The organism is Edaphobacter bradus, assembly GCF_025685645.1.
Taxonomy (GTDB): Bacteria; Acidobacteriota; Terriglobia; order Terriglobales; family Acidobacteriaceae; genus Edaphobacter; species Edaphobacter bradus.
This window is the reverse complement of record NZ_JAGSYF010000002.1, coordinates 1,403,972-1,426,806: the sequence shown is the minus strand read 5'-3', so window position 1 is coordinate 1,426,806 and position 22,835 is coordinate 1,403,972. Positions and strand designations below refer to the sequence as shown.

General features: G+C 59.2%; 22 protein-coding genes. 10 read left to right on the top strand and 12 right to left on the bottom strand.

Translation table 11 applies throughout. The annotated features are described in order from the left end of the window. The first annotated feature begins 450 nt into the window (after nt 1–450). The 3 genes from OHL16_RS12085 to OHL16_RS12075 all read left to right on the top strand — a co-directional run bounded on the left by OHL16_RS12085 (nt 451) and on the right by OHL16_RS12075 (nt 3,718). Nucleotides 451–1,893 (top strand): Gfo/Idh/MocA family protein, encoded by a 1,443-nt coding sequence (locus OHL16_RS12085; RefSeq protein ID WP_263367376.1) that lies wholly within the window; start codon nt 451–453, stop codon nt 1,891–1,893. A gap of 195 nt (nt 1,894–2,088) precedes the next feature. Then, nucleotides 2,089–3,165 (top strand): LacI family DNA-binding transcriptional regulator, encoded by a 1,077-nt coding sequence (locus OHL16_RS12080; RefSeq protein ID WP_263367375.1) that lies wholly within the window; start codon nt 2,089–2,091, stop codon nt 3,163–3,165. A gap of 55 nt (nt 3,166–3,220) precedes the next feature. After that, nucleotides 3,221–3,718: a helix-turn-helix domain-containing protein gene (locus OHL16_RS12075; RefSeq protein ID WP_263367374.1), complete on the top strand. Its 498-nt coding sequence runs from the start codon at nt 3,221–3,223 to the stop codon at nt 3,716–3,718. Nucleotides 3,719–4,154: 436 nt separating this feature from the next. On the opposite strand, the gene OHL16_RS12070 is transcribed toward OHL16_RS12075, so the two are convergent. Both OHL16_RS12070 and hrpB read right to left on the bottom strand, forming a co-directional pair. After that, complete coding sequence (locus tag OHL16_RS12070; protein WP_263367373.1) at nt 4,155–4,616, bottom strand: potassium channel family protein; 462 nt, start codon at nt 4,614–4,616, stop codon at nt 4,155–4,157. Nucleotides 4,617–4,680: 64 nt separating this feature from the next. Further along, nucleotides 4,681–7,014, bottom strand: coding sequence for an ATP-dependent helicase HrpB (gene hrpB, locus OHL16_RS12065; protein ID WP_263367372.1), 2,334 nt, complete (start codon nt 7,012–7,014; stop codon nt 4,681–4,683). Between the two features lie 295 nt (nt 7,015–7,309). On the opposite strand from hrpB, the gene OHL16_RS12060 reads away from it, so the two are divergent. Both OHL16_RS12060 and OHL16_RS12055 read left to right on the top strand, forming a co-directional pair. Then, a complete protein-coding gene (locus tag OHL16_RS12060) occupies nt 7,310–7,696 on the top strand; it encodes a hypothetical protein (protein ID WP_263367371.1) in 387 nt (128 codons plus the stop codon). A gap of 88 nt (nt 7,697–7,784) precedes the next feature. Continuing rightward, nucleotides 7,785–9,623, top strand: coding sequence for an L-lactate permease (locus OHL16_RS12055; protein ID WP_263367370.1), 1,839 nt, complete (start codon nt 7,785–7,787; stop codon nt 9,621–9,623). On the opposite strand, the gene OHL16_RS12050 is transcribed toward OHL16_RS12055, so the two are convergent. From OHL16_RS12050 to OHL16_RS12035, 4 genes are all read right to left on the bottom strand, one after another. After that, a complete protein-coding gene (locus OHL16_RS12050; RefSeq protein ID WP_263367369.1) occupies nt 9,609–10,925 on the bottom strand; it encodes a glycerate kinase type-2 family protein in 1,317 nt (438 codons plus the stop codon). The genes OHL16_RS12055 and OHL16_RS12050 overlap by 15 nt on opposite strands. A gap of 2 nt (nt 10,926–10,927) precedes the next feature. Beyond that, nucleotides 10,928–11,581, bottom strand: a complete 654-nt coding sequence (locus tag OHL16_RS12045; RefSeq protein WP_263367368.1) for a 3-oxoacid CoA-transferase subunit B — start codon at nt 11,579–11,581, stop codon at nt 10,928–10,930. Continuing rightward, nucleotides 11,578–12,291, bottom strand: coding sequence for a CoA transferase subunit A (locus OHL16_RS12040; RefSeq protein ID WP_263367367.1), 714 nt, complete (start codon nt 12,289–12,291; stop codon nt 11,578–11,580). The genes OHL16_RS12045 and OHL16_RS12040 overlap by 4 nt, the downstream gene beginning before the upstream one ends. A gap of 65 nt (nt 12,292–12,356) precedes the next feature. After that, on the bottom strand, nt 12,357–13,466 hold the full coding sequence (locus tag OHL16_RS12035; RefSeq protein ID WP_317891058.1) for an aldose epimerase family protein: 1,110 nt from the start codon (nt 13,464–13,466) through the stop codon (nt 12,357–12,359). Between the two features lie 207 nt (nt 13,467–13,673). Here OHL16_RS12035 and OHL16_RS12030 point away from each other — a divergent pair, with 207 nt between their 5' ends. Then, nucleotides 13,674–14,903 carry an SGNH/GDSL hydrolase family protein gene (locus tag OHL16_RS12030; RefSeq protein WP_263367366.1) on the top strand — a complete coding sequence of 410 codons (1,230 nt, stop codon included), beginning with the start codon at nt 13,674–13,676 and terminating at the stop codon, nt 14,901–14,903. 70 nt (nt 14,904–14,973) lie between these two features. On the opposite strand, the gene OHL16_RS12025 is transcribed toward OHL16_RS12030, so the two are convergent. Together OHL16_RS12025 and ndk are read right to left on the bottom strand one after the other, a co-directional pair. Further along, complete coding sequence (locus OHL16_RS12025; protein ID WP_263367365.1) at nt 14,974–15,576, bottom strand: HAD family hydrolase; 603 nt, start codon at nt 15,574–15,576, stop codon at nt 14,974–14,976. 85 nt (nt 15,577–15,661) lie between these two features. Beyond that, nucleotides 15,662–16,078 (bottom strand): nucleoside-diphosphate kinase, encoded by a 417-nt coding sequence (gene ndk, locus OHL16_RS12020; RefSeq protein ID WP_263367364.1) that lies wholly within the window; start codon nt 16,076–16,078, stop codon nt 15,662–15,664. A gap of 202 nt (nt 16,079–16,280) precedes the next feature. Between ndk and OHL16_RS12015 the strand changes: the two genes are divergently transcribed. Further along, nucleotides 16,281–16,442 carry a hypothetical protein gene (locus OHL16_RS12015; RefSeq protein ID WP_263367363.1) on the top strand — a complete coding sequence of 54 codons (162 nt, stop codon included), beginning with the start codon at nt 16,281–16,283 and terminating at the stop codon, nt 16,440–16,442. Between the two features lie 5 nt (nt 16,443–16,447). Here the strand turns inward: OHL16_RS12015 and sucD are convergent, their stop codons facing one another. From sucD to sucC, 3 genes are read right to left on the bottom strand one after another with little or no spacing between them, the layout of a single operon-like run. After that, entirely contained in the window at nt 16,448–17,323 is an 876-nt protein-coding gene (sucD, locus tag OHL16_RS12010; RefSeq protein ID WP_263367362.1) for a succinate--CoA ligase subunit alpha, read from the bottom strand. An 11-nt stretch (nt 17,324–17,334) separates the two neighbouring features. Further along, complete coding sequence (locus OHL16_RS12005; RefSeq protein WP_263367361.1) at nt 17,335–18,075, bottom strand: endonuclease NucS domain-containing protein; 741 nt, start codon at nt 18,073–18,075, stop codon at nt 17,335–17,337. A 4-nt stretch (nt 18,076–18,079) separates the two neighbouring features. Next, the gene (sucC, locus tag OHL16_RS12000; protein WP_263367360.1) at nt 18,080–19,252 is read right to left on the bottom strand and encodes an ADP-forming succinate--CoA ligase subunit beta; all 1,173 of its coding nucleotides are present in this window, start codon (nt 19,250–19,252) and stop codon (nt 18,080–18,082) included. Nucleotides 19,253–19,485: 233 nt separating this feature from the next. On the opposite strand from sucC, the gene OHL16_RS11995 reads away from it, so the two are divergent. After that, nucleotides 19,486–19,860, top strand: a complete 375-nt coding sequence (locus OHL16_RS11995) for a cupin domain-containing protein (protein ID WP_263367359.1) — start codon at nt 19,486–19,488, stop codon at nt 19,858–19,860. Nucleotides 19,861–19,933: 73 nt separating this feature from the next. Here OHL16_RS11995 and OHL16_RS11990 read toward each other — a convergent pair whose 3' ends face one another. Further along, nucleotides 19,934–21,082, bottom strand: a complete 1,149-nt coding sequence (locus OHL16_RS11990; RefSeq protein WP_263367358.1) for an acyltransferase family protein — start codon at nt 21,080–21,082, stop codon at nt 19,934–19,936. Between the two features lie 195 nt (nt 21,083–21,277). On the opposite strand from OHL16_RS11990, the gene trpD reads away from it, so the two are divergent. Both trpD and OHL16_RS11980 read left to right on the top strand, forming a co-directional pair. Beyond that, nucleotides 21,278–22,318: an anthranilate phosphoribosyltransferase gene (gene trpD, locus OHL16_RS11985; protein ID WP_263367357.1), complete on the top strand. Its 1,041-nt coding sequence runs from the start codon at nt 21,278–21,280 to the stop codon at nt 22,316–22,318. A gap of 69 nt (nt 22,319–22,387) precedes the next feature. Further along, the gene (locus OHL16_RS11980) at nt 22,388–22,765 is read left to right on the top strand and encodes a YbjQ family protein (protein ID WP_263367355.1); all 378 of its coding nucleotides are present in this window, start codon (nt 22,388–22,390) and stop codon (nt 22,763–22,765) included. Nucleotides 22,766–22,835: the final 70 nt, after the last annotated feature.

Below are 22,835 nucleotides of genomic sequence, written 5' to 3'. Positions count from 1 at the left end.
GCTTAGCTCTGTGATTGCTGCGTTTTCGCCTGCTGAAAACGAACCTAGCCAGATAAAACCTCGGGGAATTACGGTGTATGTTATATATATAAATACACTTATGTCTGTGCTGTCAGCGTGTGAAAGGCTGGTTCAGCCATGCGGCAGACCATAGGGCCAATAGATATTGAACCTCAGGACAAGCAGAAAACGTGGGCCTCGCCCGGTTTGCTGTACGGATTCTGACTTGTCTATCTCATCGACTTGTGGGAAAATTTTCCGCATGCTTGAAAGAGCCGCTGCGCGACGCTCCTTGGGACAGCTCCAAGCGTCGGTTTTTGCGGTTCAAAACGTATCACTCCTCCGGCCTGCACAACATCCACAACTCACGTTCTAACCTTTCGAGGCCTCAGAGTGGGGCGCCCATGACCGAACACTATCCACCAACACAAGGACCTTTGCTGATAACACATGATTGATAAGGAGCAAAAAATGATAGACAACGGCACTCCTGGCCCCAGCCGCCGGGACTTCTTGAAGGTGGCAGGCGGAGCAGTTCTTGCCACCGGCATGGATGCGCGCTCATACGCACGCATCCTGGGCGCCAATGACCGCATCCGCCTTGGTCAGCTCGGATGCGGCAGCCGCAGCGGCGGGCATCTGCACATGGTGCAGCTTGCTTCTAAGCAGTTCCCGGTGGAGACCGTCGCGGTCTGCGATTTATGGAGTCTGGCCCGCGAAAAGAGCGCCGCCCATGTCAAAAAGAGCTTCAATTTGGAACCACGTTCTTACAAGTACTCGGAAGAGATGCTGGCCTCCAAAGACATTGACGGCGTCATGATCGCCACGGGCGACTTTCAGCACGCCAAGTTGTGCATCGACGTGGTGAAGGCAGGCAAGGACTGCTACGTGGAGAAGCCGTTTGCGAACGTTTTGAGCGAAGCCAAGGCAGCCCGCGATGCAGTCAAAGCTTCGAAGCAAGTCGTCCAGATGGGGACGGAATATCGGAGTGAGCCGTATGCGCTCAAAGTCAGGGACATCGTTCGCTCAGGCCGCATTGGCAAGCTTGTGCGTCTTGAGCACCAATGGAGCGTGAACCATCAGCGGTGGCGTTTCCCGGGAACCGATACAGGCAAATCCGACATTGCACATGCCTCGCCTGCAGAGCAAGAGAAGTGGCTGAACAGCCGTCAGTCCATGCTTCGGGAAGAAGACACCGACTGGAATCGCTGGCTGCTCGGCAAGCCTTATCGCCCCTTTGATCCTCATGTATATCTTGAGTTCCGGCTCTATAAGGATTACTCAACCGGCATCTTCGATCAGTGGATGAGCCACGCCGTGGATCTGGTGCACATGTGGACGGACGAAAGCTATCCCGTAAGCGTCATGGCAACCGGCGGAAACTTTGTCTGGCACGATCAGCGCGAAAATGCGGATACCGTTACGGCCGCCATGGTTTATCCCAAGGGATTCATGTACACCTACCAGATGACTTTGGGTAACAGTTATCGCAGCTTTGCACGGATTCAAGGGCGCGAAGGCACTATCACAAGTACAGGGACTGAGGGACCGTCATTTTACACCGTTACAAAAGAGGGCGGGTCCAAAGAGTCCGATGAAGGGCATCTACCTGTATATACGAAGCTCCCCATCGCCGCCTCTGCCGAGGAAGAAGAAGAGCTGTTGAATATTCCAGGCGCTTATCCGCCCAGCTCGCGTGAAACGCCAGACGATTCAGTTCCGCACATAATGAACTGGCTCACAGCCATGCGCGATCGAAGGGAGCCGAACAACACAGTGGACCATGGCTTCTCGCACGCCATCGCATGCATCATGGCGGCTAAGTCGTATTGGACGGGGAAGAGGGTTTATTGGGATCCCAAACGGGAAGAGATCGTGGATCAGCCTGTCTGAACCTCTGCAACCTTCAGCGTCGGAAGATGTGGTAATGCAGACAGGGAACTCTCTATAGGAGTTCCCTGTTTGTACTTTGACGATAGACTCGCGCCACGATTCAGCACTGAACGGGATGTGGTTTTCCGTATCCCTTGCATTTCGATCTGACTTAGTGAGAAACTTTCCCGGAAAGTGTGGCGAGATACGTCAAGCATGAGCAAAAACAATCTTCGAACGAGCAAGACTGGACTACGCGAGATCGCATCCGCTGCCGGCGTCAGCATATCGACTGCCTCCCGTGTACTGAATGGAAGCAGCAGGGTTGACCCCTCCCTCCAAAAGTCCGTTTTGGATGTAGTGGCAAAGCTGAACATCGATCTATCCCAGCGAGACAAGGCCAAGTCTCTGGCCTTTCTGGTCGGCAACCGGGGCATGAACGACGCCTTTCACTCGCGGATTCTGCTTGGCGCCGAGGCCTCCTGCGTCGCACACGGATGGGACATTCTGTTCCTGTGTTTCAATTATTCGCCCAACACACCATGGAAAGAACTGCCCCTTCCAAAGGTAGTGCAGCGCCACGATATGGTTCGCGGAGTGCTCCTGACCGGCACTAACTTCGGAAATCTCATTGAGCTGCTCTACAACAAAGGGATAACTTCAGTCGCACTCGGCAACAACCTGATCGGCGACCCTAAATTGCTGAATACCGATGCGGTTTTTTCCGATGATATTCAGGGTAGTACGGATGCAACCCGTTACCTGATCAGCTTGGGCCATCGCGACATCTGGTTTCTGGGAAATAATCACCTTCCCTGGTTTGCCCGCTGTTATAGCGGCTACTGCCGGGCCATGGAAGAAGCAGGCCTCGCACCGAGGCAATGCAGCATTGATTCGGAAGACAGCGAAGAAATTGGATATCTTGGAATCAAGTCATTGCTGGCTCGGGGCGAACGCGTGACGGCAGTGTTTGCCGGCAACGATCCAACTGCTCACGGCGTCTACAAGGGGCTCAGAGATTCCGGCATGTCCATTCCAGACGATGTGAGCGTGGTGGGCTGCAACGACACATTTGGCGGAATGTTGTACCCCGCGTTAACCACCGTCCGTGAATTCCCTGAGCAGTTAGGGAAGCAAATGGTGGAACTTCTTTTGAATCGAATTGCCAAGCCAAGCCTGGCTCCTCAGGCCGTTACTGTTCCTACGCAGTTCATCAAAAGGGACTCTTGCCGCCCCATCTCGACCCCGATAGAGAGCCCAGCGAAGGAAATCCCTCTAGAGTCGTGTCTCTGAAATAAATGTCACAAATCATCAAGTGAGTGTCATCGGCTAGCGAGGAGGAACTCCGATGGCGAAAGGTGGTCCGCTCACTTCGTTGTCTTTGACTGCTGAAGATCATGCCCAGCTTGTGGCCTGGAGCAAGCGTCCCAAGACGGCACAGGGACTGGCGATGCGCTCCCGGGTGGTTCTTTTGGCCGCTGAGGGACGGAGTAACACGATGATTGCAAGTCAGCTGTCGGTGACATTGCATACTGTGGGTAAGTGTCGACAGCGATATCTGGACCTGGGTTTGGACGGGCTGGTGGATGAACCGCTCCCCGGCACATCGCGTAAGCTCAGTGACCAAGATGTGGAGCGGGTGCTGGCTCTCACCCTGGAATCAACACCTGCCGATGCCACGCACTGGTCCACGCGTTCTTTGTCCAAGCAGACAGGACTAGGTCGGGCGTCGATCCAGCGCATCTGGCGGGCGTTCTCGCTGGCTCCGCATCGTTCAGGGACCTTCAAGCTATCGAAAGACCCGCCGTTCCTTGACATGGTAGTTGGCTTTCATACATGCGAATAGAAACACGGTGGAGAGCAACATGCGGCGCAACCAAACTAATAACAAAAGCAAAAGCCGTATGAAGCAGAAACAAAAAGTTTGACTCAGTGACCTGCTCATAGAAAGTCGGCTTGTCGTCACCTGTCGAACGCAGTAATGCAGTTTAAGGATTTCGCAACACCATCGTTCGTCCTTCTACACCTTCCCTCGCTTGCCTACGTCCTCGCCTTAGCTGCTGACATCATCGAAGGAAAGATTTCGTGCCCGACGACGCAAAGCGTGCTATGCGACCCGTGCAAAAACGAGTGCACGTTCCTCTTCAGGCCTCATCATGCAATCGGCACAGCCTGCCAAGTGCGTGAGGAAGTCTTCAAGATCCTGGCCAGTATAGAAAGGGCTTCGCAAACAAATGTCGCCCCATTTTTAGCTTTGAAAGTGCAGCCGCTCCGATAAGTTCTCACTTCCTGAGATCTATAAACCTAGTCTGAATCAAATGTTGAATGACAGCAAAGACCATCCCTGTCGAAACACCGAACATGAGCGCTCCATCTGCTGCTTCCAGCGGTCCCAGCAATTTCCACGACGGCGTCATAATCACATCACCGTAACCCAAGGTCGTATAGTTGACTGCTGAGTGGTAGTAGGCGGCGCTGAACTCCGAAAATTCTCCGCAGATTACAAACAACGCCGCCCACAAGGCGATCTCAATCAGATGCGCCACGAATGCGAATGATACCACCGTCACAACGATTCTAAGATCGCTCCAGAAGCCCGCACCCGCGCGGCCGAGTCTTCTTTCATAGCGAAAGAAGGCTACCGTTGTGACCAAAGCCAGCCCGTGGATCACGATCGTACATACGACGGCGCCGACGCCAACCGCCAATGGAATCAGGATCGCGATTCGATGAATTTGCGTCATCCTTCTGCCACAAGCATCCTGTGGCGTGCATTTTAGTCCATCTCTCCAGGGCCGCTGCGATGGTTCACGGCCGCTCTGGCCACTGGTGCCTCGGATAACGACGCATCAGCTCACGACGCACCTGCGGATAGAGCCTCTCCCAGAAACCTGCAAGGTCCGTAGTCATTTGCACAGGACGATGATTCGGGGCCAACAGATGGAGCACAACAGGCGTCTGATCGACACCTATCCGGGGAGTGTCCCTCATGCCGAAAAAGTCCTGTAGACGCGACGCGATCCAGGGCGGCTTACCGAGCTCATAGTGGACCTTCGTCTGGCGCCCATTCTGCAATCGAATGCTTACGGGGGCAATCTCCCGGAGCCGTCGCGCATCCATGTTCTGTTCAAGCAACGAAATCAAATGAGTCGCAGTTCGCTTCAACTCTGCGAAGCTTCGAATCCCTGAGCATAATTCGCGCAGCGCATGTGGAATATCTGGTTGTTCGAAGCCCGCGAAGTCGACGCGAGCCATGAAATCCTCGAGCGCATCTCCATCCACAAATCGATCAACACCTGCCTCCAGCGCCTTCCGCGCAAGCAGGTCTGCCGCGGCTTGCTCATCCGGAACCACGTCTCGCGATTCCTGAATGACCAATTCGTCATACAGCAATGCATTCACCGCATCGACCCGCTCCGCCACGTGATTCCAGATCACACTGGAGCGCTCCTGCACGCGATCCGGAAACAGATCAATCAGCCACTCTGGCTCGATGCGCGCCGTCATTCGAATAAGAGGCAGCGGCTTCTCTTTACGATCCTCAGAATCGATCGCGACCATAAAGTCGTACGGTGGAGGCTCACCAACCAACTCTGCCGAAGCGCCCGTGGACAACAGCACCTGATTGCCTGTTCGTCGCCGCGCGACACGGTCCGGAAATCCTGCAAGTATGGAGATCAGTACGGCATCGTCGTCATGATACGTCTGCTTTGGCGGTCGGGCGATTCTGCGGAGTTGCTCAACGTGCTGCAGCGCGTGCCGATCTTGTGGTGTTTCCATCGCAGCGAGCAGGTCGTTCTTTTCGCTTCGCGCACCGGATCCGAGGAGTGCCGCCGCGACACAGCCGTCGTCACCCACGCCGCGCTCCATAGCCTCGATCAGGATCCGGGACAACCGCGGTGATAGCGGAAACCGTGCCATACGCTGCGCCATGCTGCGTGTGGCTCCCAGGAGATCCAGCAATGACTCGGCGTTCTGCACTGCGATCGCGGGCGGCGGCTCCAGCCAGTCGATCTCATCGAAGTGAGTGATCTGCAGCGCTCGCAGGGTCAAGCAGAGCTGAGACAGCTCGCTGCGCGCGATCTCGGGGGCATCGTATTCCCGCCGGCGCAGAAAATCCTCCTCAGGGTAGAGGCGTAGCACGCAGCCGGGCCCTGTGCGCCCCGCGCGGCCGGCTCTCTGCGCGGCTGAGGCTTTGCTTACTCGACCAACATGGAGCGACGGCAAGCCGGTCCACGGAGAGTAACTTGCGAAGCGCGCGAGTCCACTGTCGATGACCGTAGTGATGCCGTCGATCGTGACCGAGCTCTCCGCGATATTTGTCGCCATAATGAGCTTTCGCTGCGATGCAGGCGAAACGACGCGGTCCTGCTCGGCAGGGGACAGATCGCCGTGAAGCGGAAGAACAATCCAATCGGCCTGACGTGCGACCGTCTCGCACTCTCGCATTGCGCGCCGAATCTCCGCAGCCCCGGGCAGGAAGACCAGGATGTCGCCGGCGCGCTTCTCGCGGACCAGCAGCTCAACTGCATTCCTGACCTGCGTTTGGAGCGGCTCAGGGGAATACGGCAGATGCGTGATCGAAAGCTCGAACATCCGCCCTTCAGACCTGACGATGGGACAAGCGTCAAGATATTGCGACACCGGAGCCGCATCCAGAGTGGCCGACATAACCACGATTCGCAGGTCGGGCCGTGTCCGCTGCAGCCGCTTCAACAATGCCAGCGCGAGATCGCTATCCAGATGGCGTTCATGGAACTCGTCCAGTACGACAGCATCGACGCCTTTCAGGGTTGGATCGGAAAGCAACCGCCTGGTAAGGACACCCTCGGTGACAAATCGCAGTCGCGTGCGTGGACCAACTGCCCCTTCAAACCGCACTTGATAACCGGCAGTCTCGCCGACCTGTTCCCCCAACTCCCACGCCACTCGCCGCGCCGCAAGTCGTGCTGCAATCCTGCGCGGTTCGAGCACAACAACTTCGCCCTTCACGAGTCCAAGAAGCGCGGGCGGCACACGAGTCGTCTTTCCGGCGCCTGGTGCAGCTTCGATCACAAGATTAGGATGATGCGCTAACGAATCGAGGATCGCCGGCAGAATCAGATCTACCGGAAGTGCGGATTGTGATTCACCAACCTTCATCCAGACACAGCGTCTCTATCGCCTCATTTCTGTTCCAGACTACACGGCCATCGGATTGCACCGAAGAGAAAGGCATTCCAGCTGCCACCCCCTTTTCCATCGCTACAGTGGAATGTCCTAATCAAGGTCTATCCGCAACATTCCAAAACGGCTGAAAGGCCCTGAAATCTCGAAATACCGCCACAGAAGCGGTCGCTTGCTGGACGACGGATATTGCGATCTGTTCCAATCTGTTGCATCGGCACGACGCCAATGACGCAGATAGAACGTCTATCGAGAGGGAAGGTGTTAGGTCGTGATCATGAAACTGGGCAAGCTTCACTTCGCGATTGCGGTTCTTTTACTGCTGGTCGCATGTCCGCTGTCACCCGCTCAACGAAACGAAACTGCGCCGCAGAGTGGAGCGAGCCCCGCAAGCGATCAAAAGCAGCCCGCTGCCCCGAACGAATCCAAGCCGGCTGACGCGACAGCGCAGAAGCCAGCCAAGCCGATGACGCCCGCCGAGGCACGACAGGCCGAGCTTCTGGCAGATACCGAAAGGCTCTACCGGCTCACGCAGGAGCTGAAAGCCGAGGTAGCCAAGAGCAACAAGGACACTCTTTCGGTCCCCGTGGTCAAGAAAGCCGAAGAGATCGAAAAGCTGGCAAAGGTCCTGAAAGAGCGGATGCGAGCTTCGCAGTAAACTCGCACTCCTCCCTACCGTCTACAGCACCGTCGCGGGCTTCGCCGCGGCGAGCTTGCGATCAAGCGCCTCCTTGGACTCCCTGTTCATGTGCTGGCCTCGACAAACTCCGCCCTGGCCGACAGCTTCAGCCGACTCCATCCACAAGAAAAACTACGTCCTCAATACTTACTTCGGTATTTACAGCCTCAGCCTCATCTCTGATACTTGGCAACAACCCTTTGGCGCGAGGTCTCCTATTCAGGCTCCCCTGTTCACGCTGGCCCCGCATACGGCAACCTTCGCACTGGCCCAGCCCTGGGCGCAGATCTACGACCCCGCGCATCACTGGCTCATCTCCGCCGGCTGGTCTGCTCTTCCTCTGATCGTCCTGCTCCTCCTGATGGGCGGCCTGCGACTGAAAGGCCACCTCGCCGCACTCGCTGGCATGGTAACCGCGCTGGTCATTGCGCTCCTCGTCTTCAGGATGCCCGCCTCCATGGCGCTGCTCGCCACCGTCTACGGCGCGGCTTACGGACTCTTCCCCGTCTGCTGGATCGTCTTCCCCGTGCTCTTCATGTATCAGCTCGTCACCCGCGCCGGTCGCTTTGCTCTCCTCCAGCAGTTCCTCCTTGGAGTCGCCGCCGACAGCCGCCTCCAACTCGTGCTCATTGCCTTCTCCTTCGGAGCGTTCTTTGAAGGCGCCGCCGGCTTCGGCACGCCCGTCGCGGTCTGCGGAACCCTCCTCATCGGCCTCGGCTTTCGACCGCTTGAAGCCGCCAGCCTTGCGCTGCTCGCCAACACCGCGCCCGTGGCCTTCGGAGCCCTCGGGATCCCTATCGTCGCTTTGCACGGCGTCACCGGCCTCGACACGCTGCTCCTCGGCCGCGTCGTCGCCCGCATGATCGCGCCCTTCTGCTTCATCATCCCCTTCTGGCTCATCTGTGCCTTCGCGGGATTCCGCAGGATGCTCGAAGTCTGGCCCGCCCTCCTCGTCGCCGGCGGAACCTACGGCCTCTCGCTCGTTCTCATCGCGACGCTCCACGGCCCCTGGCTCGTGGACATCCTCTCCGCATCCGCCAGCATCATCGCCCTCATCCTCTTCCTTCGCGTCTGGAAGCCTCGCCGCATTCTCGACGCCTCACTCAAAGAAATTCCAAACCACTCCCGCGAGCCTCTCAGTCGCAACCAGCTCATCAGGACCGCGCTCCCGTGGGTCATCTTCGTGGGATGTATCGTGCTCTGGGGAATCCCACACTTCTCCGCCTGGCTCGACCACCTCGGCGCATTCCCCATCCACGTCCACGGCCTCGACCAGATGGTGCTGCGAACGCCTCCCGCTGTCCCCGAGCCCGCTCTTGAAGCCGCCGTCTTCAATCTCAATCTGCTCTCAGCAACCGGAACAGGAATCTTCGTCGCTGCACTCCTGGCAGGTATTTCGATGAAGCTAAGCCTGCGTGATCTCGCCGCCTCCTTCATCGAAACCCTCACCGTCATCCGCTTCACCCTCATCACCGTCGCCGCGCTCATGGCGATCGGCTTCATCATGCGCTACTCCGGCATGGACGCCACCCTCGGCCTCGCCTTCGCCCGCACCGGCGTCTTGTATCCTTTTTTCGGCACGCTCATCGGCTGGATCGGCACCGCCTCCACCGGCTCCGACACCTCATCCAACGTGCTCTTTGGCAGCCTGCAGAAGCTTACCGCGCAGCAGCTCAGTCTCTCGCCCTATCTAATGACCTCGGCCAACTCCGCCGGAGGCGTCATGGGCAAGATGGTCGCACCGCAGAGCATCGTCGTCGCCACCACTGCCACCGAGACCTACGGCAGCGAGGGCAGCATCCTGCGCCGCGTCTTCTTTCACAGCGTCGCGCTCGCCTGCCTCGTCGGCCTGCTCGTCTCTCTGCTCGCCTACTGGCCCACGCTCACGCGCCTAGCGCTTCGCTAGCAGAATCCGCAGATCGCGCAGATTGTTCCCCGTCGGCCCCGTGATAATCGCATCACCCAGCATCGAGAGCAGCGAGCAGCTATCGAACGCCGCCAGCGCCTTGCTTATGGGATACCCCGTCGCAGCTGCACGCGAAGCTGTGCTTCCATCCACCACAGCGCCAGCCGCTGGACTGTTGCCGTCTATGCCATCGCTGCCGCCGCTCAGCACCGTCATCGACTCACCCCGAATCTGATCCGCACAAAGCAGCGCGAAGTGCTGGTTACGCCCGCCTCTTCCACGCGCGCCGCTCGGAACCTCGACCGTCACCTCGCCGGTCGAGATCAGGCACACCGGCCCGCGCTCCTTCTTCAACTCGCGCGCGCGGCCGACCAGATAATCTGCCGCCTTCTTTGCGCTCCAGTCATCGCACGTATCATCCACCTGAATGCTCCAGCCAAGTCCCGCGGCACACTCCGCCGCAGCGCGCTCCAGCGAGGTGCTGTCCAGCAGCACACTCCATCGCGATCTCGCAAAGATCGTCTCACCGGGCTTTGGTGTCTCCGGCACACGGCCGCGCCGCAGCATCTCCGTCACCTCCGCCGGCAGCCTCTCCGCAAGGTGATACTCCGCCACAATCCGGTAGACATCCTGCACCGTGCTGCGGTCTGGAACCGTCGGCCCCGACGACAACGCGTCCAACTCCCCTGCAGGAACATCCGAAACAAAGATCGTTAGTTGCTCCGCCGGAGCCGCGGCCGCCGCCAGCCTTCCTCCCTTCACCGCAGAGAGATGCTTCCGCACAGCGTTGATCGCCGTAATCGGAGCCCCGCTCTCCACCAGGACCTTGTGCGTCGCCGCCATCGTCTCCAGCGTCGTCTCTCCATCCAGAAACCGCTCCACCAGCGCCGACCCACCGCCGCTGACGAGAAAGATCACCAGATCATGCTCGCTCAGAGCGACCAGCGCCTCCAGAACCTCCTTCGCGGCCATCATGGAGCCCGCATCCGGAGTTGGATGCCCACCGCGCACACAGCGAAACCTCCGCGACGGCACGGCCTCCTCAACCGGAGACACCACCACTCCTTCGAACCGTTCCGCCTCGCGTCCCGCCAGCCGCAGCAGCGCCGCCGTCATCGTCCCCGCAGCTTTGCCCAGCGCAATCACCACGCACCGCTGATATTCCTTCAGCGCGAAGCGATTGCCGTCGACCTCCATCACGGCGCCATGAAAATGCACGCGCCGCTCCATCGCCAGCTCCACGCGCGAGGTGCGCAACGCATGGTCGAAGATGTCCAGCGCATCCTCTCGCGGCGTCCCCATCGCTAGACCGTCATCGTCCGCAGTTCAGGCGAGACCGTTAGCTTCGCCTCGGTCCGGGCCTGCACCTCCGCTGGCGTCATGCCCTCAGCCACCTCGGTCAGCACCAGACCCTCCGGCGTCACGTGAATCCACGCCAACTCAGTCACGATGTCATGCACGACGTTGGTCCCCGTCAGCGGCAGCGTGCATGCTTTTAGAATCCTCGACTCACCATCCTTCGTCTGGTGCTCCATCGCGACGATCACGCGCCGCGCGCCCGCCACCAGGTCCATCGCACCGCCCATGCCCTTCACCATCTTGCCCGGAATCATCCAGTTCGCGAGGTTCCCTTTTTCATCCACCTGCATCGCGCCGAGCACGCTCAAGTCCATGTGTCCGCCGCGAATCATCGCAAACGAATCATGGCTCCCGAAGTAGGAGCACCCCGGAAGCTCCGACACCACCTGCTTACCCGCGTTCACGAGGTCCGGATCGGCCTGATCGTCAGCCGGCGTTGGTCCCACACCCAGCATCCCATTCTCCGACTGAAACACCACGTCAATCCCCGCCGGGAGATACGCCGTAATCATCGTCGGTAGCCCGATCCCAAGATTCACATAGAACCCATCCTTGAGCTCCCGGGCAATCCGCCGCGCGATCCGCTCCTTGCCGTTCATGCCGCACCCCCCGCCTGCTGTGCCTTGAGAAACTTCGCTTCGATCGGCTTCACGTACTTCTCCCCAACGATCACGCGGTTCACATAAATCCCCGGCGTTACGATGTGGTCCGGATCAAGCTCCCCCGGCTCCACCAGCTCCTCAACCTCTGCAATCGTCACATTCGCGGCGGTCGCCATCGCCGGATTGAAGTTCCTCGCCGTCTTGCGATAGATCAGGTTGCCGAGCCTGTCGGCCTTCCACGCCTTCACCAGCGCAAAGTCCGCATGCAGCGCAGTCTCGAGCACGTAGGTCCGTTCGCCGATCCTGCGCGTCTCCTTGCCCTCGGCCACCACCGTCCCCAGTCCAGTCGGAGTGTAGAAGGCCGGAATCCCCGCGCCTCCCGCGCGAATCCGTTCCGCCAGCGTTCCCTGGGGAACCAGCGTCAGTGCCAACTCGCCCTTCAGCACCAGTTGCTCCAGCCGCCGATTCTCACCCACATAGCTGCCGACGTGCGAGGAGATCATCCCCGCCTCCAGCATCAGCCCCATGCCGAACCCGTCGACGCCCATGTTGTTGCTGATTGTGTGCAGCCCGGTGATCTTCCGCCGCACCAACGCCGCAATCAGGTTCTCGGGAATCCCGCACAACCCGAAGCCCCCGAGCATGATCGTAGAACCGCTCGCGATATCCGCGACCGCGGCATCCGCCGACTGAACAACTTTATTCATCCTCACACCTCGGCACAAATGGCGCGCGATGAACAATCCATCTCACCGTGCGCCAATCGCCATCGCTATTTTGCGTGTGTCGAAAACGTGAACGTCGTCAGACTATGGCGCGTCACACCCGGCTTCAGAAGAGTCGTCGGAAACGACGGATGGTTTGGCGAATCGGGGAAGTGCTGCGTCTCCAGGCACAGGCCCGTGTTCTTCGAATAGGCCATGCCGCTCGGTCCCTTGAACGACCCATCGAGAGAGTTCCCAGCATAGAACTGGACTCCCGGCTCCGTCGTCGTCACTGTCAGCACACGCCCGCTCTCCGGGTCGTACACCCGCGCCGCTGTCTTCACCTCGCCATTCGCGCCGCGAAGCACCCAGTTGTGGTCGTAACCGCCAGCCAGCTTCAACTGCTCAAAGTCGTCATGGATGTGCGCCCCAATCACCGTCGGCTTGCGAAGATCCATCGGCGTCCCTTCCACAGAGGCCAGCACTCCCGTCGGAATCAACCCCGCGTCCACCGGCGTGTACTTGTCAGCCGCAATCATCATCTCTTCGTTCAGAATCGTCCCGCGCCCTTCGCCGCTCAGGTTGAAGTAGGCATGATTCGTCAGGTTCACCACCGTCGCCTTGTCGGTCGAGATGCTGTAATCGATGCGCAGCGCATTATGGTGCAGCGAGTAGCGCACGTGCACGGTCAGCGTCCCCGGAAATCCTTGGTCCCCGTCCGGGCTCACCAGCGTCATCTCCACGCCTTCTGCGACCTCGCGCCCCTTCCACACCAGCTTGTCAAACCCAGTCGTCCCGCCGTGCAGCGCGTTCCCGTTATTGTTCTGGGGAATGCGATACGTCTTCCCGTCGATCTTGAACTCCCCATGCGCGATGCGGTTCCCATACCGGCCCACAATCGCGCCGAAGTAGGTCTTTCCGTCGGCAAGATACTCTTCCAGCGTGTTGTACCCCAGCACAACATCCGCCATATTGCCGTCGCGGTCCGCCGTTTTGATCGAGACAATGCGCGCCCCATAGGTGGTAATGCGCGCCTCCACGGCATCGCTCTTCAGCGTGTAGATATCAACTGCGGTCCCATCGGGCATCGTCCCGAAAGCCGCCTTCGTTACAGAGCCATGTGCTGCCATCGCGGAAGTCATGCTAAGCAGCATAACCGCTAAAAACCTCATCGTCATGTTTCCCCTCTTCGGCCTCCGGGCCTTGCTCAGAGATTCCCGGAAACGCTTTTGTTGCAACCCCGCCACTATACTTCACCGCTCGCGCCCCGCGAAACCGCGCCTCACCCACGCCGGCGCTGATGCAATCAACCGGCTACCCGCAAAGCAGCCACGGAAAAAACAGCGATACCATGGGTCGTCACTTTAGCTCACGAAAGGCTGTTCATGAACTCAAGCGCGAAAACGCTACGCCCGGCCCTTGCCGTCCTTGTCCTCCTGCTCTACACCGCTATCCTGCCCGCCTCTGCCGCGCCACCCGACCACTGGGTCGGAACCTGGGCCACCTCGCCCTTCGCGCTGGCCAACAACGATGGCAAATACGGCTCCGAAGACACGACCTTCCGCCAGATCGTTCACATCTCTCTCGGCGGCAACTCCGCGCGCGTCGTCCTCTCCAACGAATTCGGCGTCGAGCCGCTCACCATCAGCTCCGCCAACATCGCGCTTCGCACGACCGGCAGCGAGATCGACCTTCCCACCGTCCGCCCGCTCACCTTCGGAGGCCGCGGCTCCGTCATCATCCCGCCCGGGGCCCTCATCGTCAGCGACTCAGCCAGCCTTACCCTGCCCGCCTTCGCCGACGTCGCCGTCAGCATCTTCGTCCCCGCGCAGAAGATGACCGAGCTCACGCACCACGGCTTCGCCAACCAGACCAGCTACACCGCCCCCGGCAACGTCGTCGGAGCCAGGTCCCTCGATGCTCCCCAGGACATCACCAGTTGGTTCTTCCTCAAAGGCGTCGATGTGCTCGCCAGCGGCAACAGCGCCTCCATCGTCACGTTCGGCGACAGCATCACCGACGGCTGGCTCAGCACCAAGGACACCAACCAGCGCTGGCCCGATCTCCTCGCCCGCCGCCTCCAGGCCAACAAGAAGACCCGGGACATCGGCGTCCTCAACGAAGGCATCAGCGGCAACCGTATCCTGCACGACGTCGCCGGCCCCAACGCGCTCTCCCGCTTCGACCGCGACGTCCTCGCCCAGGCCGGCGTCAAGTACCTCGTCATCCTCGAGAGCATCAACGACATCGGCCACGCCAAGAGCCCCATCAATCCCGGCGACGACGTCTCTGCCGATGACCTCATCGCCGGCCTCACCCAACTCGCCCTCCGCGCCCACACCCACGGCATCAAGGTCTACGGAGCCACCCTCACCCCCTACGTCGGAGCCGTGTACGCCTCGCCCGCCGGCGAAGAGCTACGCCAGGCCGTCAACAAGTGGATCCGCACCTCCAGCGTCCTCGACGGCTTCATCGACTTTGACAAAGCCACGCAGGACCCCGCAAAACCCGACGTCTTCTCCGCCACAGCCGACGGTGGCGACCACCTTCACCCCAGCGACCCCGGCTACAAGGCTATGGCCGACTCCATCGACCTCAACCTCTTCACAAAATAAGCATTCCTACAAAACGAAATGGCAGGAGCCTCACGGCTCCTGCCATTTTTCTTCGCCGCAGCGAAACAGATCAGCCCACTAAAGCCCTCTCCCAAGGAGCAGGAACCTTCACCGAAGCCATTCCCGCAGCCGTCGCAGCCTGAATCCCAATCTCCGCATCCTCGAAGACGAGGCACGCCTCAGGCGCCACTCCCAGCCGGTCAGCAGCCATCAGGAACGCCTCCGGATCAGGCTTGCCCTTCTTATAATCGCCCGCGCACACCAGCGTCTCGAAACGGTCGAGCAGCTTCAGCGAGTTGAGCGAGGCAGTCACCGAATCCCGCGTGCTCCCCGACACCACAGCGAAGGGCACCTTCCCATGGCTGGCGTCGATGTGTTCGATGACCTCGGGAACTCCCTTGAGCTGCGGCAGAAGGTCAAAGTACATCTGCTCCTTCCTCTTGCGAGTCTCCTCCACGGGCATGCTCAACCCATGCTTCGCGTTCAGAGTGGAGATGATCTCCGCCACAGGCATGCCTCCCCACGAGTAAAAGAGTTCCTCCGGAAACTCGCAGTTCCACTCCGAGAGCACAGTCTTCCACGCGACATAATGCAGCGGCATCGAATCCACAATCGTACCGTCACAATCGAACAGGTACGCCTCAAATTGCCCGTCTGGCAACTTCAATCGCACAATCTTCTCCTACCGGCTCAGGAAAGCAAAAGCGGCACGCCGACCAGATCAGCCGTGCCGCTGTTGCTAAAGCCTCATGCAAAATCTATTTCAGCTCAAATCCCGCGAAGAAGTAGCCGATCTCGAACTCCGCCGTCTCCTCGCCATCCGAACCATGAATCGCGTTCTCGCCAATCGAAGCCGCGTACTTCTTGCGGATCGTTCCTTCCTCGGCCTGCGCCGGATTGGTCGCACCCATCAGATTGCGCAGGTCGACAATGGCGTTCTCCTTCTCGAGAACCATCGGGAAGATCGGTCCGCTCGACATGAAGTCTGTCAGTTCGCCAAAGAACGGCCGCTCCTTGTGAACGTAGTAGAAGCCCTCGGCCTGGGCCTTCGAGATCGAAGCCCTCTTGATCGAAACAATCCTGAATCCCGCCTTCTCAATCTCGGCGAGGATAGCGCCGGCGTAGCCCTTCTTGACCGCGTCCGGCTTGATGATGCTGAATGTGCGTTGTGACAACGTAGCTCTCCTTGCTGTTTTCTTGCTCTTTTTAAGTGTAAAACACCCATGGCCAAAGCCACGTAAACCCTGCCGTTTTGTTAAGGGCACAGCTTCAGCAAATAATTCAAAAGAAATCGGCGCATGCGGCCATGCATATGCGCCTCATACGCCGTCTCTTCAAAACCAGCTAACGCCAGCCGCGAATCCGCATCCAACGCATATGCGCAGAACCGCATGGATCTGGTTTGCAGGCTTCGCCGTGTGGGTCGCCGATGGCGTCGTGAGCCTTCGTCTCCACTCCACGCAGCACGCCCAGCTTGCCTTCTTGGTGGCGATGGTCTTCTTCGCTGCCGGCCTCTTCTATCGCCGGCAGCAAAGATAGAGCCGTTAAGCCTTCCCCAACAACCGCGCCATCGCTTCACCGATATCCGCGGGAGACTTCACCACCGTAATCCCCGCCTCCGCCATCGCCTTCATCTTCTCCGCGGCCGTACCCTCGCCACCCGAGATAATCGCACCCGCATGGCCCATCCGGCGTCCCGGAGGAGCCGTCTGGCCTGCAATAAACCCGACCACCGGCTTCTTCACGTTCTCCTTGATGAACCTCGCCGCAGCCTCTTCCGCCGAGCCGCCGATCTCGCCAATCATAATGATCGCCTCGGTCTCAGGATCGTCGTTCAGCATCCGCAGCGCATCGATGTGGGTCGTCCCGATGATCGGGTCGCCGCCAATCCCAATCGCCGTCGATTGCCCGATCCCACGCGTCGTCAACTGGTACACCGCCTCATAGGTCAGCGTTCCCGACTTCGACACAATCCCCACATTCCCTTCCTTGTGGATGCGCCCCGGCATGATCCCCACCTTCGCCTTGCCCGGCGAGATCACACCCGGACAGTTCGGCCCCACCAGCCGCGACTTCGAATCCTTTACGACCTCCCAGGCCTTCACCATATCCAGCACGGGAATTCCCTCGGTGATGCAGATGACCAGCGGAACCTCAGCCGCCGCGGCCTCAAGAATTCCATCTGCGGCAAACGGCGGAGGCACAAAGATCACCGACACATTCGCCCCCGTCTCCTTCACCGCCTCTTCGACGGTATTGAAGACCGGCCATCCCTCATGCGTCGTGCCGCCCTTGCCCGGCGTCACTCCGCCCACAACCTTCGTGCCATACTCCGCGCAGGCCTTCGCATGAAACGAGCCTTCACGCCCCGTAATTCCCTGCACGATCAGCCGCGTATTTTTATCAACCAGAACTGCCATGTGATGCTCCTTTAATCCAGTGATGCGCTGATTTTTGTGACGTCCATTGTCAACGCATATTCAAAAAGCTCTATGTCAGACTGCCGCCTGGCGGCAATCTTCAACTTTTCCGTTATCTCGGCGGCCACTAGGATTATTCGCACACGTGGTACGCCCAATTCGGCTTCTAACAGCCCCTGATACAAGAGGGCCTGCCCGACTACCCGGTCATATCCACGATTTAGCTTCAATTCAACAACAACGGGAACGCCTGAAATATCTTTTGCCAGTATGTCAACACGACATCCGCTCAATACATACTCGACTGAGGGCGGTGATTCACACCACAGTTGCAGCCCCTTTTCGAGCTTCGAGAGATGGAGCACAAGGTAATCGCGTAGGTGAGCCTCCAACGCAAATGTTGATCCTCCATCAAGTTCGTCGCCCGGATCCTCTGCCATGAACTGTTCCGGTAGCACAGTGTCAACGGATGGGACGTCTTCCTGACCTCTCTCATCTTGATCTTGCAACCTGTAGGTTCGATTGCTCTTCTCGAAATAGAGGATCTTCGGCGTGTCTTTACGATGAATCTGAGCAGATGGGACGTTCGTGCAAGACCCGTAAACTTGCGCTCTGATCGTCGCGGGATTGAAGCCTGCATCCGAATACTTATTTCCGATCCAAGCGAGAATTTGAGCCATGTTGAGCGGGCGGTCATTCGCTCGAAAGCAAGCCGCAATCGCATCGTGAATCTGCTTTATCTTGCCTGCCACAGCCCTAACCTTTCGCGGCGGCAACAGCCAAGTCCGCAGCTTCCTTCATCGTTGCGCCCACCTCGAACTTCAAGCCAGACCCCTCAAGAATCTTCCGGCCCTCCTCGACGTTCGTACCTTCCAAACGAAGGATGATCGGCAGTTGCACATTCAGCTTCTTCGCCGCTGCCACGACCGCTGTAGCCAGCACATCCACGCGCAGAATTCCGCCAAAGATATTGATGAAGATCGCCTTCACATTCGGATCGCTTAGCAGAATCCCAAACGCATTCTCAATCTGCTCCTGATTCGCACCACCGCCCACGTCGAGGAAGTTCGCGGCCGAACCTCCAGCGTACTGGATGATGTCCATCGTCGCCATCGCCAGGCCGGCGCCGTTCACCATGCAGGCAATCGAACCGTCCAGCTTGATGTAATTCAGCGCAAACTTGCTCGCCTCGACCTCCAGCGGATCTTCCTCCGCCAGATCGCGCAACTCCTTCAGGTCCTTGTGGCGGAACATCGCGTTGTCGTCAAAGTTGATCTTGCAATCCAGCGCCAGCAGCTTGTCGTCCTTCGTCGTGATGAAGGGATTGATCTCCATCAGTGTCGAATCCGTCTCGACAAACGCCTTGTACAGCCCCAGCATGAACGAGGTCGCCTGATTGATCTGTGTCGCCTTCAGTCCCAGCTTGAACGCCAGCCTCCGCGCCTGGTAAGGCTGCAGCCCGATCGCCGGATTGATGTACTCCTTGTAGATCGCCTCGGGAGTCTTCGCCGCGACCTCCTCGATCTCCATGCCACCCGCCTGCGAGGCCATGAACACCAGCTTCGCTGCCGCGCGGTCGAGCACGATGCCGAGATAAAGCTCGCGGTCGATCGCCGAGCCTTCTTCAACCAGCAACCGCTGTACCTTCTGCCCCTGCGGCCCCGTCTGGTGCGTCACCAACTGCATCCCCAGGATGGCCTTCGCCGCAACCTGCGCGTCATCCAGCGTCTTCACCACCTTCACGCCGCCGCCCTTGCCACGTCCACCGGCGTGGATCTGCGCCTTCACCACCACAACCTTATTGCCCCCATCGAACAGGTCTTTGGCGGCCCTGTCTGCCTCCTCCAGCGTCGAAACCATCTCGCCACCCGGAACCGGCACGTTGTACTTTCGCAGAATCTCTTTTGCCTGATATTCGTGAATTTTCATAAATGTCTTCGGGACTCCGCCCCCGCGCGAAAAGTGTAGCGAACTCGAACAGCCGCCCGCAATGCGAAATACGAACAACAGTGCGGTAATCGTGCATCGGCCAAAGCGTCACCCCATCGCGTGCTGCATTTGATCCTGTATAGAGACCAAAAAATAACGTCTGATTGACATAGGCATATCTGCGAGAGTAGCGTCGGGCGGCTTCAAATCCCCCTAAGCAAAAGGAGTGCAACATGCGAGTACGACCAGCGTTTTATGGGGTTGCAATGTGCCTCTCTCTCGCCCCAATCGTCTTGGCCCAGGATGCGGTCAAGGTCGATCCAAAGCATTACAAGGTCGTGAGCGAAAACAGCCAGGTTCGGATTCTGCGGGTACACTATGGCCCGCACGAGAAGTCGGTCATGCACAGCCATCCCGCCACGGTTGCCGTGTTCCTCACCGACGCCAAAGGGCAGTTCACTTATCCCGATGGGAAAAAGGAATCGTATACCGACAAGGCAGGCGAGTCGCAATACTCCGCCGCCACCACCCATTTGCCCGAGAACACCGGCGACACCGGGATGGACCTAATCTTAATCGAGCTGAAAAGCCGGGCAGCCAAGCCCTAGCCGGGAAGCCCATCCTTCCGCGCCTTATGCGAAAGGATGGGCTCCATGATCTCGCTTCAGGCGACTCGCGGAATCATCGCCCCACCATCCATCGCAATCCCGGAACCTTGCGGATCTGCTTCGTGATCGATAGCGACGTCAGATAGACCACAACTCCGAAAACCACTCCAAGCCCAATCATGAGAAGCCCGTTCGACCTCATTCGAGCCAGAGCCAGCGCTGGAATATGCACCTGATTCATCTGGTACAGCTCAATCAGAATGGGATGAAGCAGGAAGATCCCAAACGTCTCCGTCCTCACCTCGATCCACGAGGGGCACAGAGACCTCTTGCACTTCACGATCAGCAACGCAACAAACACCGAGAACGCCTGGTTGGAAATGCGGAGCGTGTTGGCCGGGTCCACCGACGACCTCGCTCTCAGCACGTGATACTCCGCCAGGGCCAGCATCGCGGCTATCGCGGCGTAACTGGCCAGGCGCGCCCACGAAGTTCGATCGAGCCACCGGCTCAGCGCTTTATGGTTTTGATAGGCATACGAACCAAGCCACAGGTAGAACATGAAACCGAAGATCGCGGCCGTGTGTCGCGGCTCGATGACATTCAGATAAGCGTTCACTCCATAAAACAGGCTGAATGCCAGAAGAACTGGCCCCTGAATTGAGTCCGGCAATCTTCCATAGAGTGCTAGGACTACCGCAAGGCAGATAACAAAATTCGGCACAAACCAATAGATCGATTGCAGAAAAACAAAGTGGAAATACTGCCGCGCGATGCCATGCAAAGAGGTCTCCAACGAACCCGGCGCGCCATCTTGCAGCAAGTGGCTCGATACGGCAATGACAAACCAGACGCAACCCCAGAAAACCCACGGTACGAACACAGCTTTGACACGCCGACGGAAATATTTCAGACGACCTGTGCGCGTCATTCCCTCTCCCAGCAGAAAGCCGGAGATGAGAAAGAACCCGATCGTCCCGAACTTCATCGCCTGCCGCAGCACGATCTCGAGATAGGCGACCGTCGTCTTGTCCGCTGCATTTCCGAGAAAAAACAACGTATGCAGCGCGACGATCGCCACCATCGCAACAAAGCGCACGTTGCTGACAAACAGATAGCCGGATGTCTGATTGCGAGCGCCCGAACCAGTCTCTCTCGCTGGCAATGGCGCGGACCGCTGCTTTGCGACTTCCTGGACATCGGCTACCAGCACAGCTTGCACTCGTCCAATCCTCAGGTATCTCGGCGCACCTGAAATCTACAATCCAATTGCAACCAATAAATATCTCAATGAATCTCGCACACTCACAGACACCAAATGAAACAAAGTGTTGCACTTAAGTTGCACATTTCCGCCTCTTCCCTTCAACCTCAGCCACAATGCCTCCACCATCATCACCCTGCTACCCTTTAACCAATGCCCCACCAGCCGCATCTCAAGCTTCTCATCGAGAACCGAGCGACCCTCACCCGCGAGCAATCCCGCGAGCTCATGCAGGAGATCCTCGCCGGCAATCTCACCGAAATCGAGATCGCCGCGCTCCTCGGGGCCCTCGCCGCCCGTGGCGAAACCCCCGCCGAGGTTGCCGGCTTCGTCGACACCATGCGCGCCGCTGCGACCCTCATCCCGCTAAGCGACACCGAGCGCCTCAAGCTCGTCGACACCTGCGGCACCGGCGGCGATGCCAGCCGCACCTTCAACATCTCCACTGCCTCGGCCCTCGTCGCCGCCGCTGCCGGAGCCAACGTCGCCAAGCACGGCAACCGCGCCATCACCTCTCAGTCCGGCTCCGGAGACGTCCTCGAAGCCCTCGGCATCCCCGTTGGGCTCGCTCCCGCCGAAGCCGCCGAGACACTCCGCCGCCACCGTTTCGCCTTCCTCCACGCCCCCAACCTGCACCCGGCCATGAAGACCGTGATGCCCGTGCGCAAGGCCATCGGCGTGCGCACCGTCTTCAACCTCCTCGGCCCCCTCACCAACCCTGCCGGAGCCTCCGCGCAGGTCATGGGAGTCTACGCCGCCCACGCCGTCCCGCTGGTCGCCGAGGCCATGGCGCTGCTCGGAACCCGTCATGCCTTCGTCGTCCACGGGACGTCACAGAACGCGGACGGCACCACAAAAGGCCTCGACGAGATCTCCATCTCCGGCCCCACACACCTTGCCGAAGTCCACTGCGGCATCGTCACTCTCTCCACCATCACCCCCGAGGACGCCGGCCTCACCCGCGCCCCCATGGAGACCCTCATCGGCGGCGACGCCCGCGAAAACGCCGCCATCCTTACCGCCATCTTCGCCGGCGAACCCGGGCCCCGACGCGACATCGTGCTTCTCAACGCCGCCGCCGTTCTCGTCGCCGCCGACCTCGCACCCGACCTCCCCACCGGGGCCGCCCTCGCCGCCCGCACCATCGACTCTGGCGCGGTCACCCGCCTCGTCGAGTCCCTCCGCAGCCGCTAAAAACTCCATCTCCGACTCAGAGTAAAATCGCGCCAAGCTCAACCCGAGCAAAGGGAACGCACTGCGCCCATGTCGACTACTCCATCTACCTCACTCCCGCTGGCTCCGTCCATGCGTCTCGACGAATCCATGGTCACGACTGCCTTCGAGCTCCCCGGCTACCGCATCGTCCGCAACCACGGTGTCGTGCGTGGCATCGTCGTTCGCTCGCGCTCCGTCTTCGGAACCATTGGCGCAGGCCTACAAACTCTCGTCGGAGGAAACATCACTCTCTTCACTGAACTCTGTGAGAGGACCCGGCACGATGCTTTCACGCTCATGATGCAGCACGCTGCCGAGCACGGAGCCAACGCCATCATCGCCGCACGCTACGACGCCAACGAACTCATGCAGGGAGTCACCGAAGTCCTCGCCTACGGCACCGCCGTCACCGTCGAACGCATGTAGCCTCCCGAGGCGTCCCGTCCTGAGACAGCCACCAAAAGAAAAAGGGTGTACGGCCGAAGCCATACACCCC